The following is a 14,557-nucleotide window of genomic DNA, read 5'->3' on the forward strand; positions in this document are numbered from 1 at the left end:
ATGGATAGAGATCGCTTAGAGCAAATCATTGGAGCGGCACAAAATCGGTACGGAATAACTATTTCGACAGACGACCCGATTTTCGCGTTGGTCTTTCTGAATGAAGAGATTCTGAATGAATCTATGCACTCAGCGTTTCGCAAGATCGAACCCATCGCTCGCTCGATCTATGACGCTGAAGTGGCCGTACCTAAATCAATCAAGCTCAGTGCAGATGACGCTATATACCGACTTACTCAGATAGCTGGAAGTATCATCCGGGCTGGCGATAGTCTAAAAACAAACCTAAGCTCTGAGGTAGCCCTTTCGCGAAATGAAATTTTACGCATGGGAGTCCAATCGCAAAACAAAATACAGGCTGTGCTAGGTGAACGGCTTGAGGAAGTTGAGCGAACCACCGCAGCCTTAAAAATTGAGCTTGCGCGTGAAGCTAACAAACAAGCAGCAGCAATTAACATGTTAATTACCGAAACGATTAGAGTTAGCTTGGCAGATCATTCGAAAAATAGCACCCCATCGTCGAGATCAATGATACATCTTGTGGCTTCGTACACGACTGCATGCGCAGTAGCAATCTTACTTACATATAGCGCAATCAGATTTTTTGAGGACATAAAGCAAAAACAAGCAGCGGATATTGGCATAGCAGTTCAAGAGTCGTGGCAGCAGCTAGATGAGAAAAGCAGAGCTATAATTAAGAGCAAAATCAACCAACCCTGAGGCGTTAATAGTTAGCAATACCAAAAGCAGAGGGGCGCAGACCGCGCTCTTTTTTTTCGCCAACAGAAAACATTATAGGATATTACTTTATGTACTAACCACGAATACAACTGACCTTCCAGAAGATTTTTAACCAAGAACGAAAAATAGAACCATACGGAATTTAGCGAGATAGATCATGAACATGATACAGAAAGTAGCAATTGCAATTCAGAACCTTCTATACGGGCAGCGCCTGTCTATTAAGGCATACCGCAACGAGCTGAAAAATCACCAAGTTGCATATGACGCAGGCGACTACGTTAATGCCGAGTCAACGCGGAATTTAGCCATTTTTACTACCGCACTCATGATTGCAATAATTCCATTAAGCACAGTCGCAGCTCTGCTTTTCTATCGCGACTTTGCAACGCCTGAAAAGTTAATTTTTTCTTTGATTTCTATCGCACTGCTATATAGCTGGTTATGCATTGATGCCGGCAAAGTGCGCGCCGTGTGTGAAATTCTAGAATCAAGGGGCGGAGATAATGAGCAAAATTGAACCTCGTAAGGAAGCTGAAAACACGACTGCGAAGGCCAGCACTACTGCGTCAGTAGTGGGTTTTTTCACCGGCTACAGCAGCATGCAGCGCCAAGCGGCCATTCTGCGAAATAGATTGTCGTTCCCGCTCCTACGTCAAGTGCTCGCCGGTGAACTGGAGTCACAGAAAAGTTTGGTGATGCTTGACCAATTATCAACGCAACAACTGGCACGCTCATGTATTGGCCACATGCTGATTTTGTTAGTGACGGTGCCGAGCGGAATCTGGGCGCTTCTTACACTCACCCTCGGCGTTGCCGCTGCTGTTCGATTTGGCGTCTATCTAAACACCTGGCTGATGACCGGTATCCCGCTGACCATCTTCACAACCGTCACAGCAGCTAAGAGCTTCAAGGCGTATCGCTTATTTCGTGCCGAACTTATCGCGAGGAGGCTTACCGATGCCTAGCAAATTTTTTACCTGCTTTCTTTCCGGCGCAGTCTGCCTTCTTTTTTCAGCTGCTGCATTTGCTGCTGATCCAATGCTCCCAAGCACCGATGACTTTGCGCAACGCGTAATCAACATGTTGGCTTGGGGGAGCTTGGACGGTCAAAATGGCGACTCCAGCCTCGTCAGCACGTTGTCGCAGTGGATCAACGCTGCCGCGCTCTGGCTGATGGCAGTGCTGGCCATCGTGGGGGGTGCGAGTTTCGTCATTCATACCGCAAACAAAGGTGTCCCAGGCGGGCAGGTAATATCCTCGTTTTGGATGCCAATTCGAATTTGCGCCGCATCTATTCTGCTCGTACCGATGCCATCTGGATTCAGTTCAATCCAGCTCGGTGTGATTAAAATCGCGGAAACCGGCAGCGCGGACGCAAATGCGGTCAGCAAGATTGGTCTGAACTACATTGCCGAAAATGGCGTGCAGCGCTCACCATTTTTTGTCGATAACACCACCGCGTTGCTTGGCTGGGTTTCATCGGAGGTATGCAGGCAGTACATCAATAGTTTCCAATCGGGTAACTATGTTCAAACGATCAAGCGCACCCAGGAGGCACCTGGCGTCGTAGGGGTTGAATATTCCTACGATCAGATTGAGCGCGCTGAATCAGTGAACGCCTCAAACCCACGCAGGGGTTACTGCGGAAAACTATCTATATCTATGCCTCAAACCGGTGTCGCCGTACCCTTCACCGGCAAGGTTGTGCAGGACCCTAATTCAGCTGAAATGATTGCCTCTGCATCGATAGCGCGCGACTTTTACTCGCTGCTCGATGCCCTACAGCCGAGAGTCGAAATGATCGCAGCACTCGTGCTCAGTGACGAGTCTGCTTACCGCGAATTACAACGCTCGGGTGGATCGGCTCAATCTGCATTCGAGTCAGCAACGGCTCAAGTGCCGGCCAGGGTCGAATCTGCAGCTGCAGAATTTAATAGCCTGATCGCAGCATACGATGGCCAGCTGAACACCATAGTGGCCAGGGCTGTTGAGAAGGCAGCCCAACAGACATCTGGTGAGAGCTGGCGTGAGGAGATAACCAAAATAGGTTGGATGGGTACCGGCACGTTGTACTGGCAGATTGCAAACCACCAAGAGCGCATAAACGGGCTGGCGAAAACTCTAACTGCGCAACACTCAAGGGCGCTGCTCGATACGCACTACGCGGGGGATGAGCGGTTAGATGTGCTGCAATTACGCCTAGCTGGCTTGGATAAATTCGCCGCGGACAAGCCGCGTCTTGGCAGCGCCAATATCGTTTCAATCGAGATGGCGGGTGCGGACGGCACTGAAGACCTCCTTAAACGGATGATGGCCCAGATCGGCTTTTATGTTGCAAAAACGATGCTATACGACGGCTCGAATGGCGATGTGATCATGTCACTTCAGTATGCCGGCAGCGTTCTTAACACCATTGCCGATCTGAGCGGTGTCGCTGCGACTGCTGCAGTGGCGGGAACCACATCACTCGCAGAAACGACCGCGTTTACATTCAATACAGCTGCAGTGTCAGCCAGCAGTATTCCGTTCGGCGGGGCCGTGCTGGGCGCAGGAGCCGCTGCAGCAGGGTCGGTGGCTGTTGCCGCAACATCGTTCATAGCAAATGTGACACGCGAATACGCTGGTGAGGTGAAGTCCTACCTCAAGCCCCTAATTTTGGCGGGGTTCTTCCTGGCTGTCGTTCTCCCTACGCTGCCGCTCTTCATCTGGTTGATGGGCCTTATCAGCTGGATGCTATTTTTTATTGAGTGCCTACTCGTATCACCGTTCTGGATGGCAGCCCATGGCACCGCAGAGCACGAGGGGTGGGGGTCTGAGCACACCCGCCAGGGTTACATGCTGATGATTGGTCTCTACCTATCACCAATCCTTCGAACAACCGGTTTCTTTGCTGTGTACCTGGCTCTGGCTCCGCTGGGTGTGTGGGTGACGTGGCTGTTCAGTTACCTGCAAGGCGTCATCGTTAGCGGCTGGGTTTCCCCATCGATAATCGCGTGGACACCTCTGCTGGGGGTGATTTTCGTCTACTCAGCTGCAGTCAGAATATTCTCGCTACCAACTGAATTGTTCGAGCGCGGCCTGCGTTGGATCAACGGCGGCCAGGAGGTTACTGGCGATACCAATGCTGAGACACACAACCGTGGGCTGATTACCAACTTCGGCAACAACGCCAACACCATGGGCAAAGGTGCAGCAGCTAAGCACTCCGGTCCAACCCCGACTGCCATACAAACAGGGGTGCCAGGTGGAAACTCGATAGGCCCAGCCTAGAGCCCTACCCTCCCCTAATAACAATGGAGAGGGAAGCAACGAAAGGTCATTTGATCTCTTGTCACGCATTTAGTATTACGTAATACTAAATGCGTTAACGAACGGAGGTCTCCATGTTGATCGCGGAATTTACCAAGCAGGTTTCGAATGATGGGATAAGCCTCGTCATAGAAGGGGCGCTGCTGCCAGGTGAACCCATAGCAGAAATAACGAACATCAACTCAGGGCCAGCATTGGTTCTGCTTTGGCCTGATGAGGCAATAGTTCTGATGGGACTAGATGCTGAAACAGTCCTGATGTTGGCGCTCTCCAAGGCCCGCATCTATGAAACGGACACACATAGAAGGCTCATACCACAGCCAACTCTGCACGAAGGTTATACTTAATACTTTTGTGATTTGGAGTTAGAAATGGCACGGCCACGCGGCGATGAAGAACTGGTTCGGACAGCGATCACACTACCTAAAAGCATGTATCTCGCACTCGAAGAAGAAGCGCGTAAAAACAAGCTCGCCGGGAAAGATCCAAAGTCCGTTTCCGCTCTGATCCGTGAAGCGGTGGCGCTACGAGAGGGATCGAAATAATGATCAATGCAAACGAAAAACTAGACGCCTTTGCCTCAGCCGCAGAGCTTTCATCGGTAGGTGTGGAAGTCTGCCCGCCCTGGTCGAAGGTGCCAATGCAGGATACGCAACAGGGTTGCGCGCTGGCATTAATCCGAACCGGCAAGCTCGGTGCTGCTGAGTCAAAGTCGGGGCGGATGCAGCTATACATTGGCCGCGAAAACGCCGGCAAGCTTCGCTATAAGCTGGTTAACGCATGGCTGCTCTACATCGCAGTGGTTGTATCTGCCGTGCTACTGGTATGGCTTGGTCGCCAAGAAACGATGCTTTGCAACCTGGCCGGCAGTCTGCTTTCTACAGCGCTAGCGATCTACTTCGCGCCTCACGCATTTTCCTATTTTCGATTCGCTCATCTATGGGTGAGGGCGATCCGATTGGGCCAGCAAACCCGGCTAGGGTGTTGCGCTTTGGGATTCTTTATAGCTCTGGGTGGCATGTTCGAATTTTTCTCTCGAATCGTAGGGGGTGTGTAATGACCGGATGGACAATTGTTGGCCTGGTCGCTGTCCTTTTTATGCCAGCTGTTTTCGGACTGCTTCTGCTAACCATGGCCGGTAGTGAACAGTCAGAAAAGCTACTGCGGGAAGCCGGTGGTGTGTACGAGAAATGCGCGGATTTTGACGTGAGTGGCGTGAGCTCGAAGGCGACTACTTTCAGCCTTCTGGTTATCGCTGCAGCTCTTTGCGCCGTCCCATATTTGGCCTGATGCAATGGCCATGGTCGAGTTAGCGCCAACCACTGTCGCAGCCTTCAAACAAATCGTACATGCGCACCTGGTCACGCTCGATAGCGCTGAATTCGAACGGCTACGCAGTTATGCAGAAGGGCCTGTGCTGAGCTGTAGCGAGCTGATTCTCTGCGCGGTGGCTAGCTCTGGCATGTCGGTAAATGATGTGCTTGGCGAGCAGACTGACACGCCCACGGCAATCGCGATGCTCGATGACGCGCCGGTTTACTACCTGGACGGTTTCTATCTGTGGGGTCGCACCCCTGACAGCCTGCCGACGCTCGATATGTGGGTGACTTGGCCTGCATATCCGCCGACCTGGTGAGTGCCTGTGATCCTCTTTCTCGATGTTGATGGTGTTCTGCACCCACTCCTTGAGCACGAGCGCAAGCCATTATCTTGCCTGCCCAGGTTGGCCAATGTCCTGCAGGACTTCCCAGAGGTTCTGATCGTTATAAGCTCGACATGGCGGCTCACGCGCAGCCTAGAGGATATGCGCGCCATTTTCCCAGTTGGCCTGCGTGATCGGGTTATTGGCGCTACCGCTGTGCCTGGCTATGAGCCACGTCCTGGTGCTCGCCAATACGAGGCGCTGGCATGGCTTGATGGCTATGATCAGACAGCACAGTGGATCGCCCTGGACGACTACGCACCGCACTATTTTTCGCCGTCCAGGTTAGTGCTGTGCGATCACACGACAGGTTTCGCCGACGCCGAAGAACAGCAGCTGCGTGAGCGCCTAGAGCAGATTCGCCAGTTCGGCAGCTGGGCTGATTACCAGGCTCGCGTAATCGCTTTTTTTGGCGCAGCAGACAATGCCATCCGTTGGTTGAACAAGCCCATGTCGCAATTCAACGGCCACTCACTGCGCGACCTGTATGACGCTGGACGCCTGCAGGAGTTGGATGATCTGCTAATACGAGCGCAGCATGGGATGGCCCTTTAACGCCCTCCTGGTGGTTACTACAGGCGATAAGTCGGCATGGCGCAATAGGAAACGACAGCAGGTAGCTTAACTTGCCTTGAAGCTTGGCAGGCCATTGGTCTGACGCCATTTCTTCACTTCGGATAACACTCCTTCCGGGCTGTCATCGACGCCAGGGCCAGGATAAAAGATCAAATCAGACCCCTGAGGGTGATCCACAATACTGACGAAATGATCAGTGAGCTGACTTAGGTGAGACTCTAGAGCCGCACCTTTTAGGCCATTGGTATCCTCAAAGAACTCGCGCAAAAGCAGCATAAATTCCGCCTCCGTGTAGTCCTCAATGCTGCGTTTACTAAGGAAATCCATAGTCCCCCCTTACCTTGAACTGTGAATATTGATGTGATTTTTAGGGGTAGTAACCCTGAGGTTATCTACGTCATAAACTGCCCCACCATCAACGATTCGTTCGACGTGGTGCAGCTCATGCACCTTCCGCCCCCCTACTGCCTCCGTTTCCTGCACAAAGGGGGAGGAACCACCGCGCATCACCCTTCTGTTAGCAGCAGAAAACTGACTGCTTAGTTCAGGGTCTGCAGCCACTTCCGTCCAAAAGGCTTCCCTGAAATCGTCGAAGCGAGAGAACTCACGACCACGCAGCTTATCGGCTATTTGAGCAGGCACTGGTGCACCCAACTCCTTACCGGCCCCCGCCAGCCATATCCCTGTCACATCCTGGCCACGGCCAGTGACAACGCCAGGTTCATTACGAACACTGAGCACCACATAGATCGCCGGAATATCCGTTGCCGGGAACCAGATAATGGCGTCCTGATAGTCGGGCGGATGCACCGGGTTGACCAGGGCCTTATTGGATTGCTCGGTGGGCGGATAAATCCATACTGCTGGTAATTGGGGCGCACCTTCAAGCGCTGGGATACCTAGCTCGTTTGGGTCAGCTGCCGGCGTCCAAATTACCTCGACCCCCTGCCCCAGGTCGGCCACAAATTGCTCACCACGCGGGGTGGCAGCTATGACCTGGGCGGTCTCCCACTCCGGTTTGCGACCCGTGTAAAAGCCGTAGGCGTTGATTGTGTCCGCCGACAGCTGTTGGACATGCACACGAACACGAGTACGCCCCAAGGTGAGAGCGTGGTACTGCTCTTTCGTGTAGAGCGCGCTGTCGGCCGAGGTAGTGTTGGGCAGCAGCATGCCGATGGTGCCAAGCACAGCGCCGGCCGCCATCATCGCGCCCCCTTCGATCAACCCCAAGGACAAAGCACCGCCTAAGCGGGTGGCGATTGTGGTTACAGCAGTCGAGCTACCTATAAGCTGCAGGGGGGTGCCGCCTGCCCTGATGGCTGTACCGGTGCCCAAAACGGCCCAGTCTCCATAGTCCTTCAGCGGCTCAAGCGGGACGAATCCACCGGGGTTGTTGTGATTTATTACGCCATCCGGTAGGTTGCAAGACTTGGCGAACACACAACCGACCGGTTGAGCTTTTTCAGGGGTGTTATTTGGCTGTTTAGCCAGAACCAGAGGGCGCGGGGGTTGTTTGTCAAAATCGCCGTTGTAGGGTTCGATCACCGGGGCGGGCCGCTTCCCTCTATCATTGGCTACGTACCCACTCATTTCATCGTTCCTTCGATCAGGTATCCAGCGGCGAATCCTACCTGCATAGGCCCTGCATTGGCATGGCCCAGATCACAGTCAACACTGCGGGCAGCTCGGGAGGTGCTTACAGATGTTGGCCTGATTACACCAGGCGGACATGAACGGTTTACGAGTCGTACAGATCGATCACTAGGCCTGGATTAAAGTTTGTCTGCTCACCTGGATATCCGCGCGGATTACAAACAACGCGGGTACCGCCGGCACTGTAATCGACCGCTACGTGCGAGTGCCCGTGAAGCCAAAGAGCAACCTGGTCGTAGCCCATCAGATCATGCCAGTGATTCGCATATGCCGCGTCCAGGTGAGTTCCTGAGTGCGGGTTTTCACGCAGAGACTGCAGCAGAGGCGCGTGGTGCGTGATTACGACTGTCGGGCCATCATGCCCCTCGCTCAGCTTGCAACGTAGCCAGGACCTCGCCTGGGCGGCTTGTTCGATCAGGTCAGCGGCCCGGATACGGCGATAGTTATCTGTTCGGATTTGACGGAAGTCGTTCATGCGTTGCTGAGCGGCCATCACCGCCAACGGCTGATTGCCGGTCGCCGAAAAATCGGTCCAGGTGGTCGCACCGAGAAAACGCACATCCGCAATGACGACCTCATCCCGATCCAACACCCGCACCCGATCATCCTGAGCCAGGCGCATCTTTTCTAAGGTGCGGCTCAGATGACCGCCGTAGTACTCGTGATTACCTGGCACATATAAAACAGGGCCAGAAAAGGTTTGCCTGGCCCATTCCACTCCGCGATTTTTGACATCGATATCACCGGCCAATATGACCACATCGGCATCCAGCACCTCCGGCGCGAAACGGTTGAACTCATTGTGCAGGTCAGACAGCAGATGAATTTTCATGCGCGGCTCTTAGATGAATGCACCGGCGTTATACGCCGCGTGCAGCAATATCGGCGAAGCCAGTCCACCACTCACCAGCCGCGCGAGCGAAAAAATCACGCCACAGAAAAACAGCGCGGCAAAGGAGACGGCGCAGCTATAACCCAGATGACTAATTGAAAACACTGCCGAGGTAACGACTACAGCCACTATCGTCCAATTGATGGACCTCGCGAATGGAAACGCACGCAGCAAAAAATGCCTGAAGAAGATCTCTTCGCAGATCGGCGCAGAAACAACGACCAACCAGACAAATTGCAGCGACGTTTTGGAGCCCGAGGTGTTTTCTCTGCACTCAAAACCAGGCACGGCCAATCCCCATGACCAGAACTCCCTCACGAGCCAGCAGAGCACCCCAAGCGCGAGCAGATGCCAAACTCGCAGGTGTCCGAGAAGCGGCTCATCTGTGTGTATCTGTCGGAAAACCAGCAGGAGCGCTAGAGCGGCCGCAATTCTGAAAGTTTCACTCACAAAAACTGGCACACCTGCAGCGCTCATGACGACAACTAGGAAGTCTCCAAAAACCCATGCAGCCAAGCAGGTAATCACCCCATACCACCACCAGGAGTGACCTGGCCCTGGCGGTGCCGGTAGATCGCCCAGTTGCTCGCTGGCTGCAGAAAATTTAACGGCTGCACCATCCAGCACATCGGCAGCGGGCTGTGTTTCGCGCCCCTGAGAACTCATCTGTCGTCTGATTTGCACTGAGCACCTCCCGAGCCCGCGTATAAAGTTATAAATACTGTTTTAACGTCTTTAGAAGAAAAAAATTGAATAAAAACCATATACTTCAACAACTTGAAAAACTTTAGCGTGGCCAATATACGGAATTTTGTGGGCAATATACGGGCGCAGGTGGGTAATATACGGGTGTGGGTGGGCAATATACGGAGCGCGGTAAGCAACTTAAGAGTTATCCACAGGCTGACGCGCTGCCGATGTACTTCTGTGTGTAATGATCAGCTGAGGCCCGTACAGCCCTGCCTCTTCAACCAAGAGGTAGTCTGGCAGGCTATCGGACTTGATAAGGCGACGCAGGATGCGACAAAATTCTTTAAAACACTTCAATCCGCTTCGCTCATAAATTGTCTTAAACCCCCACTTTGCATTGCTCTTACCCGCTGCGCGTCGAGCCAAACGATATATGAAGCGCGCTATGGGTGAATCAATCAAAAAATATGCTTGGCTAACAGTTAGAACCACGGGCCCCTGACTATCAATCACTTGTCTATATATCCAGCGCGGCGCTTCAATCTGAATTCGATCTACTCGGCCGCTGGCGGTGTGAGAGAGCACAAGATAGTCACTAATCAGACTCTCCCCTTCAACCTGACGCATGAGACCTTTTCCGTTGCGTGAGGGGCGCTGGCGCACGCTCTTGATAGTTGTCCCTTTCAATCGATCTAATGCTGATTCAATTCTTCTCGCTTGATTACCGCCATCACCCCACTGACAGAATTTCAGAATATCCGAAACGTGCGGTGTAAATAAACGACCGGGCATCTCACCCCGACCTCGCTTATAGAGATTCATCGCCTCGGTTAAATGCGAAATCAGCATCAGCACAATGTCGTAATCCCAGATGGATGCCATGCCGTCTGGTCCTGCTTTAACCTCAATGTACCCATCTGCTAAGTCATAGCGAATCACCTCGCCCGCTCGGTTTTCCCGTTTGGACATGCGGAACAGGGCAACATCCATATAATCACGAGAGTCTTTTGTGGAGATGCCATCTGCCAAAACAAAACAATCGGCTCGCTCTCTCTCATCCACCAAAGTCTTATTTGTGCTGGATCTATTCAGCCTAGCAGCCGTGTCGTCCCAAGATTCACCAGGACGCGCCTCCGCTTGAATGCGCTGCCTATCCGCTTGAATGCGTTGCCTGAACGAAGACAACTGAATCAACCCTGCGCCGCATTAATTTTTTCAGAAACCCATGCGTTCACACGCTCGGCAGGCCATGCCACAGAGTTCGCTCCGAGCGGAATAGCGGCAGGAAACTCACCCGCACGGATCAGTCGGTATATCTGTGATTTGCTAAGTCCTACCAGAGCACAGACTGTGGGGAGGCGAAGTAGCGCTGGTGATACAGATTGAGTAGCCATCTAGTCGGGTCTCCTTGGAACCGGATTGGATGGCTAGGGATTTAATGGCACTTCATGTGGGGGGTTTTGGCAATTGCCATATTTTCAAGGAAATGCCAAAAAAATCACTTTCATGAAAGCTCAGACTCGCCTCGGAGTTACTGACCTTCCGCGTAAAACTCCAGAGTTTTTGGCTTTCGCATATCAACCCCAGCAACCTCTGCAAGAGATACAATGTCCGGATATGGATTAAAATTTTTGCGCGAATTATTGAGTCTGGATGCACTACGTATAATGTTTTCCGCACGTTTTCTTGCCTTATCATCTAGCGCGGGCTCAGCGTGAGCATTGTGAACCTCTCTTATCAGCTCAATCAAACCGCTAACTATCATCCTAATAGAAACTAACTCTTTCCCCTTAAATCCACCAAGCTCTTCACTACCCCCCGAGCACTCCTCTGCATTGCCATCTAATATAAAATCAGGGGGCTCAAGACCCGCAGCCATTACCCATTCGACCAGTGCCGACTTAGACAAATAGACGACGCCTGCTGGAATGCTTGTGTAGTCGTTCTCCGCACGACAGAAACAATTAAAAAGAGGACTGCCTGCCTCAGGTGAGTCAACCAGAGCTTTGAAGAACTTTCGTAGCCCACCGAAATCCAGCTCATAACCCTTTTTTGAGCGTTGAGAAGACTTTACCCCACCCACCCAAAATACGTTATCGGGCATCGAAGTACCTAGTCGCACAGCGCACTCACGGTATAAGTTCTCAATCAACTCATGAAGATCATATGCAGCCTCTTGAATACTAACCTCATGGTAACGAACATACTCAGGCACTAAATCCGACAAACGAATCAGATCGTCATTCATACGACTTCCTCCACCACTGCTATGGATTTATGCCCAACTTTGTTACCTGACAAAGAACCCAAATGATCTGCATACCACTGAAGCATCCCTCGCCGCCCCTCTAGATACACAGCATGGTTGTAGGTACCCCTGATGCTGTTCTTGTCTACATGCGCCAGCTGAATTTCAACCCACTCGCTGGGGTATCCCTGCTCATGCAGAGTGGTGGACATCGTGTGGCGGAATCCATGACCTGTGGCGCGCCCGTCGTAGCCGCAGCGCTTCAGCAGTTGGTTGATGGCGGCTTCGCTCATGTGCTTTGCCGGATCGTTCCGGCCAGGGAACGCCAGAGTGTAGCAACCTGTAATGGTCGCCAGCTCACGCATTGCAGATACAGCCTGCTTGGAGAGTGGAACCAAATGAGCGCGACGCATCTTCATGCGCGCAGCCGGGATGAGCCATAACTCTTTATCGAGGTCGAACTCCGACCAAGGCGCGCCTCTTAGTTCAGCCGTACGCACTCCTGTCAGGATCAACAGGCGAGTAGCGATCTTCACCACATCGTTACCCGGACAGGCCTGAATACTGCGTAAAAGCTCCGGGATTTCTGCAATAGGTAGGAAGGGGTAGTGCCTGGAGGTAGGGGTCTGCAGTGCCCCACCAATGTCCGCGATAGGGTTGTACTCAGCGCGGCCAGTAGCAATCGCGAAACGATACACCTCCTGGCAGCGCTGCCTAACCTTACGCAGCTTCTCCAGCGCCCCCCGTTTCTCAATGCGGCGGAATACCTGCAACCATTGCATCGGCTTAATGTCGGTTAGCGGAAAATTTCCAACCTGAGGGAAGATGTCCAATTCGAAGGCTTCCATAACGTCGCCGGCATACCCCTCCGACCAGCGTGGCGCTTTATGCTGATGCCACTCCAGAGCCAGGGTCTTGAACGTATTGACACGAGACATTGCTGCCTGAAACCGCATAGCACTGCGTTCAAGCCCTGGATGCCTGCCTTGCGCCACAAGCTGGCGAGCATCCGAAGCGAGTTGACGAGCCTGCGCAAGCGTTACCTTGTCGATGGTGCCAAAGGAAATGTGAGACTGCTTACCATCCAAACGAAAACGAAAGCGCCAAGACTTCCCGCCCGCAGTACGAATCCAAAGAAATAGCCCACCGCCATCAGCAAGGCCGTAGTCTTTCTCACGTGGTGAAGAATTCTTCACCTGCAGGACGGTCAAAGGCATACCGAGTACCTATAGATTATTGAACAATAAAAGATACTCATAGAGGTGCTCAATAAGCAAGGACTTGACTGGCCTCCCAGGCACCGGATGGCACCAGCACAAAACAAAAAGCCCCGCACAAAGCGGGGCTTTCATAGGAATTTCACAGTCTCACGCAGTGCCAGGGAGAACCGCAAAATTATAGTATTGGTGCCGGAGACAGGAATCGAACCTGCGACCTTCGCGTTACGAGTGCGCTGCTCTACCGACTGAGCTACACCGGCAAAATGTCGCTTAAGTCGCGCAGTACGCTACCTGCAACGCGACTCAAGCTGACACCTCAAGCCTAGCAAGCTAACAACAGAACGTACGACTCACCGCTGGCAATGCCGTGAGTCGTAAATGCGGAGCGCTGCTGCTTACTTGCCCGGCAGCTCGATACGATCTTCGTGGATCACGATACGGCCCTGTTTGTACAAACCGCCGATGGCTTTCTTGAAGTTGCCCTTGCTGACCCGAAACAGCCCAGCAATTTCTTCAGGCGAACTTTTGTCATTCACCTTGAGTACACCATCGTGCTCGCGCAGCTTGGCCAAAATCTGTTCACCCAGGCTGCTGGCCGCTTCCTGACCAACTGGCTGCAGGCTCAGGCTGATTTTGCCGTCGGCGCGCACTTCCTTGATAAAGCCTGTTTCCTGCATGCCGCTGCGCACGAACTTGAACAGTTCATTCTTGTGGATCAGGCCCCAGTGCTTGCCATTGATGATGGCCTTAAAGCCCATATCAGTGGATTCGGCCACCAGCAGGTCAACTTCCTCACCCGCCGTGTAGTTGGCCGGCACATTGTCCAGATAACGATCCAGACGTGCAGTGGCGGTGATGCGTTTGCTGCGTTTATCAAGGAATACATGCACCACGCAGTAATCACCAATCTGCAAGGGGCGTTTTTCTTCGGAGTGCGGCAGCAACAAATCTTTTGGCAAACCCCAATTAAGGAATAAGCCCACGCGATTTATATCCACAACTTTTAAACTGGCAAATTCACCGACCTGAACTTTTGGTTTTTCCGTGGTGGCAATCAATTTATCTTCACTGTCCAAGTAAATAAAGACGTTCAACCAGTCTTCCACTTCACTTGGGGTATCGCTGGGGATATAGCGCTTGGGCAATAAAATCTCGCCATCCGCGCCGCCATCCAGATACAGGCCGAAGTCGGTGTGCTTCACGACCTGCAAACTATTCATTCGTCCAATTACCGCCATGGTGCCCTACCCTCATTACCAGGCCAGCATTCTAGCCGACTCACCTGTTAATTTCTCGGCCTACCTGCCTCGCACGGCGCCAGCCTGATGGCTTGCCGGGCAATCCGACCGACGGCCCAGATCGCGAGACGTGGCCTCGACACGAATTATCTATTCTTATTAAAACAATCACTTACTGGCATATCCGATAATTACACAGATTATTTACAGAATAATCTCTCTGCATATCGCTACATCCGAGCTTTATTTATCAAGCAATTGTCAAGCATTTCGAGTATTATGCGC

General features: G+C 52.5%; 18 protein-coding genes and 1 tRNA gene. 9 read left to right on the forward strand and 10 right to left on the reverse strand.

What is annotated here, in order from left to right:
- The 9 genes from AACX99_RS05855 (at position 1) to AACX99_RS05895 (ending at position 6,310) form a co-directional block, all read left to right on the forward strand.
- Entirely contained in the window at positions 1-720 is a 720-nt protein-coding gene (locus AACX99_RS05855; protein ID WP_339410204.1) for a hypothetical protein, read from the forward strand.
- 178 nt (positions 721-898) lie between these two features.
- Positions 899-1,261 (forward strand): hypothetical protein, encoded by a 363-nt coding sequence (locus AACX99_RS05860; protein ID WP_339410206.1) that lies wholly within the window; start codon positions 899-901, stop codon positions 1,259-1,261.
- Complete coding sequence (locus tag AACX99_RS05865) at positions 1,248-1,709, forward strand: hypothetical protein (RefSeq protein ID WP_339410207.1); 462 nt, start codon at positions 1,248-1,250, stop codon at positions 1,707-1,709. Before AACX99_RS05860 ends, AACX99_RS05865 begins: the two co-directional genes overlap by 14 nt.
- Positions 1,702-4,014, forward strand: a complete 2,313-nt coding sequence (locus AACX99_RS05870) for a DotA/TraY family protein (RefSeq protein WP_339410208.1) — start codon at positions 1,702-1,704, stop codon at positions 4,012-4,014. The genes AACX99_RS05865 and AACX99_RS05870 overlap by 8 nt, the downstream gene beginning before the upstream one ends.
- Before the next feature lie 113 nt (positions 4,015-4,127).
- Positions 4,128-4,400 (forward strand): hypothetical protein, encoded by a 273-nt coding sequence (locus tag AACX99_RS05875; RefSeq protein WP_339410210.1) that lies wholly within the window; start codon positions 4,128-4,130, stop codon positions 4,398-4,400.
- Between the two features lie 24 nt (positions 4,401-4,424).
- Positions 4,425-4,598: a hypothetical protein gene (locus AACX99_RS05880; protein WP_339410212.1), complete on the forward strand. Its 174-nt coding sequence runs from the start codon at positions 4,425-4,427 to the stop codon at positions 4,596-4,598.
- Positions 4,598-5,110: a hypothetical protein gene (locus AACX99_RS05885; RefSeq protein ID WP_339410214.1), complete on the forward strand. Its 513-nt coding sequence runs from the start codon at positions 4,598-4,600 to the stop codon at positions 5,108-5,110. Before AACX99_RS05880 ends, AACX99_RS05885 begins: the two co-directional genes overlap by 1 nt.
- A gap of 243 nt (positions 5,111-5,353) precedes the next feature.
- Positions 5,354-5,689, forward strand: a complete 336-nt coding sequence (locus AACX99_RS05890) for a hypothetical protein (protein ID WP_339410215.1) — start codon at positions 5,354-5,356, stop codon at positions 5,687-5,689.
- 6 nt (positions 5,690-5,695) lie between these two features.
- Positions 5,696-6,310, forward strand: coding sequence for an HAD domain-containing protein (locus AACX99_RS05895; protein WP_339410216.1), 615 nt, complete (start codon positions 5,696-5,698; stop codon positions 6,308-6,310).
- A gap of 66 nt (positions 6,311-6,376) precedes the next feature.
- Here AACX99_RS05895 and AACX99_RS05900 read toward each other — a convergent pair whose 3' ends face one another.
- The 10 genes from AACX99_RS05900 to AACX99_RS05945 all read right to left on the reverse strand — a co-directional run bounded on the left by AACX99_RS05900 (position 6,377) and on the right by AACX99_RS05945 (position 14,272).
- Complete coding sequence (locus AACX99_RS05900) at positions 6,377-6,658, reverse strand: bacteriocin immunity protein (RefSeq protein ID WP_339410217.1); 282 nt, start codon at positions 6,656-6,658, stop codon at positions 6,377-6,379.
- A 9-nt stretch (positions 6,659-6,667) separates the two neighbouring features.
- On the reverse strand, positions 6,668-7,921 hold the full coding sequence (locus AACX99_RS05905) for an S-type pyocin domain-containing protein (RefSeq protein WP_339410218.1): 1,254 nt from the start codon (positions 7,919-7,921) through the stop codon (positions 6,668-6,670).
- 148 nt (positions 7,922-8,069) lie between these two features.
- Positions 8,070-8,816, reverse strand: a complete 747-nt coding sequence (locus AACX99_RS05910) for a metallophosphoesterase (protein WP_339410219.1) — start codon at positions 8,814-8,816, stop codon at positions 8,070-8,072.
- Between the two features lie 9 nt (positions 8,817-8,825).
- Complete coding sequence (locus AACX99_RS05915; RefSeq protein WP_339410221.1) at positions 8,826-9,560, reverse strand: CPBP family intramembrane glutamic endopeptidase; 735 nt, start codon at positions 9,558-9,560, stop codon at positions 8,826-8,828.
- A gap of 201 nt (positions 9,561-9,761) precedes the next feature.
- On the reverse strand, positions 9,762-10,628 hold the full coding sequence (locus AACX99_RS05920; protein WP_339410223.1) for a replication initiator protein A: 867 nt from the start codon (positions 10,626-10,628) through the stop codon (positions 9,762-9,764).
- 128 nt (positions 10,629-10,756) lie between these two features.
- Entirely contained in the window at positions 10,757-10,960 is a 204-nt protein-coding gene (locus tag AACX99_RS05925) for a helix-turn-helix transcriptional regulator (RefSeq protein ID WP_339410225.1), read from the reverse strand.
- Between the two features lie 137 nt (positions 10,961-11,097).
- Positions 11,098-11,814: a hypothetical protein gene (locus AACX99_RS05930; protein WP_339410227.1), complete on the reverse strand. Its 717-nt coding sequence runs from the start codon at positions 11,812-11,814 to the stop codon at positions 11,098-11,100.
- Positions 11,811-13,031, reverse strand: a complete 1,221-nt coding sequence (locus tag AACX99_RS05935; protein WP_339410228.1) for a tyrosine-type recombinase/integrase — start codon at positions 13,029-13,031, stop codon at positions 11,811-11,813. Before AACX99_RS05935 ends, AACX99_RS05930 begins: the two co-directional genes overlap by 4 nt.
- A 187-nt stretch (positions 13,032-13,218) precedes the next feature.
- A tRNA-Thr gene (locus tag AACX99_RS05940) sits at positions 13,219-13,294 on the reverse strand.
- 135 nt (positions 13,295-13,429) lie between these two features.
- Positions 13,430-14,272 carry a CvfB family protein gene (locus AACX99_RS05945; RefSeq protein ID WP_339410229.1) on the reverse strand — a complete coding sequence of 281 codons (843 nt, stop codon included), beginning with the start codon at positions 14,270-14,272 and terminating at the stop codon, positions 13,430-13,432.
- Positions 14,273-14,557 lie beyond the last annotated feature (285 nt).

It is taken from the genome of Pseudomonas sp. EA_35y_Pfl2_R5 (assembly GCF_963970805.1).
In the GTDB taxonomy this organism is placed as follows: Bacteria; Pseudomonadota; Gammaproteobacteria; order Pseudomonadales; family Pseudomonadaceae; genus Aquipseudomonas.

What these genes read in the sequence shown, in the direction of transcription:
- AACX99_RS05900 (WP_339410217.1), bottom strand. Translation starts at nt 6,658, where the DNA reads ATGGATTTCCTTAGTAAACGCAGCATTGAGGACTACACGGAGGCGGAA.
- AACX99_RS05930 (WP_339410227.1), bottom strand. Translation starts at nt 11,814, where the DNA reads ATGAATGACGATCTGATTCGTTTGTCGGATTTAGTGCCTGAGTATGTT.
- AACX99_RS05885 (WP_339410214.1), top strand. Translation starts at nt 4,598, where the DNA reads ATGATCAATGCAAACGAAAAACTAGACGCCTTTGCCTCAGCCGCAGAG.
- AACX99_RS05935 (WP_339410228.1), bottom strand. Translation starts at nt 13,031, where the DNA reads ATGCCTTTGACCGTCCTGCAGGTGAAGAATTCTTCACCACGTGAGAAA.
- AACX99_RS05875 (WP_339410210.1), top strand. Translation starts at nt 4,128, where the DNA reads ATGTTGATCGCGGAATTTACCAAGCAGGTTTCGAATGATGGGATAAGC.
- AACX99_RS05865 (WP_339410207.1), top strand. Translation starts at nt 1,248, where the DNA reads ATGAGCAAAATTGAACCTCGTAAGGAAGCTGAAAACACGACTGCGAAG.
- AACX99_RS05880 (WP_339410212.1), top strand. Translation starts at nt 4,425, where the DNA reads ATGGCACGGCCACGCGGCGATGAAGAACTGGTTCGGACAGCGATCACA.
- AACX99_RS05870 (WP_339410208.1), top strand. Translation starts at nt 1,702, where the DNA reads ATGCCTAGCAAATTTTTTACCTGCTTTCTTTCCGGCGCAGTCTGCCTT.
- AACX99_RS05855 (WP_339410204.1), top strand. Translation starts at nt 1, where the DNA reads ATGGATAGAGATCGCTTAGAGCAAATCATTGGAGCGGCACAAAATCGG.
- AACX99_RS05910 (WP_339410219.1), bottom strand. Translation starts at nt 8,816, where the DNA reads ATGAAAATTCATCTGCTGTCTGACCTGCACAATGAGTTCAACCGTTTC.
- AACX99_RS05945 (WP_339410229.1), bottom strand. Translation starts at nt 14,272, where the DNA reads ATGGCGGTAATTGGACGAATGAATAGTTTGCAGGTCGTGAAGCACACC.
- AACX99_RS05925 (WP_339410225.1), bottom strand. Translation starts at nt 10,960, where the DNA reads ATGGCTACTCAATCTGTATCACCAGCGCTACTTCGCCTCCCCACAGTC.
- AACX99_RS05860 (WP_339410206.1), top strand. Translation starts at nt 899, where the DNA reads ATGAACATGATACAGAAAGTAGCAATTGCAATTCAGAACCTTCTATAC.
- AACX99_RS05905 (WP_339410218.1), bottom strand. Translation starts at nt 7,921, where the DNA reads ATGAGTGGGTACGTAGCCAATGATAGAGGGAAGCGGCCCGCCCCGGTG.
- AACX99_RS05890 (WP_339410215.1), top strand. Translation starts at nt 5,354, where the DNA reads ATGGTCGAGTTAGCGCCAACCACTGTCGCAGCCTTCAAACAAATCGTA.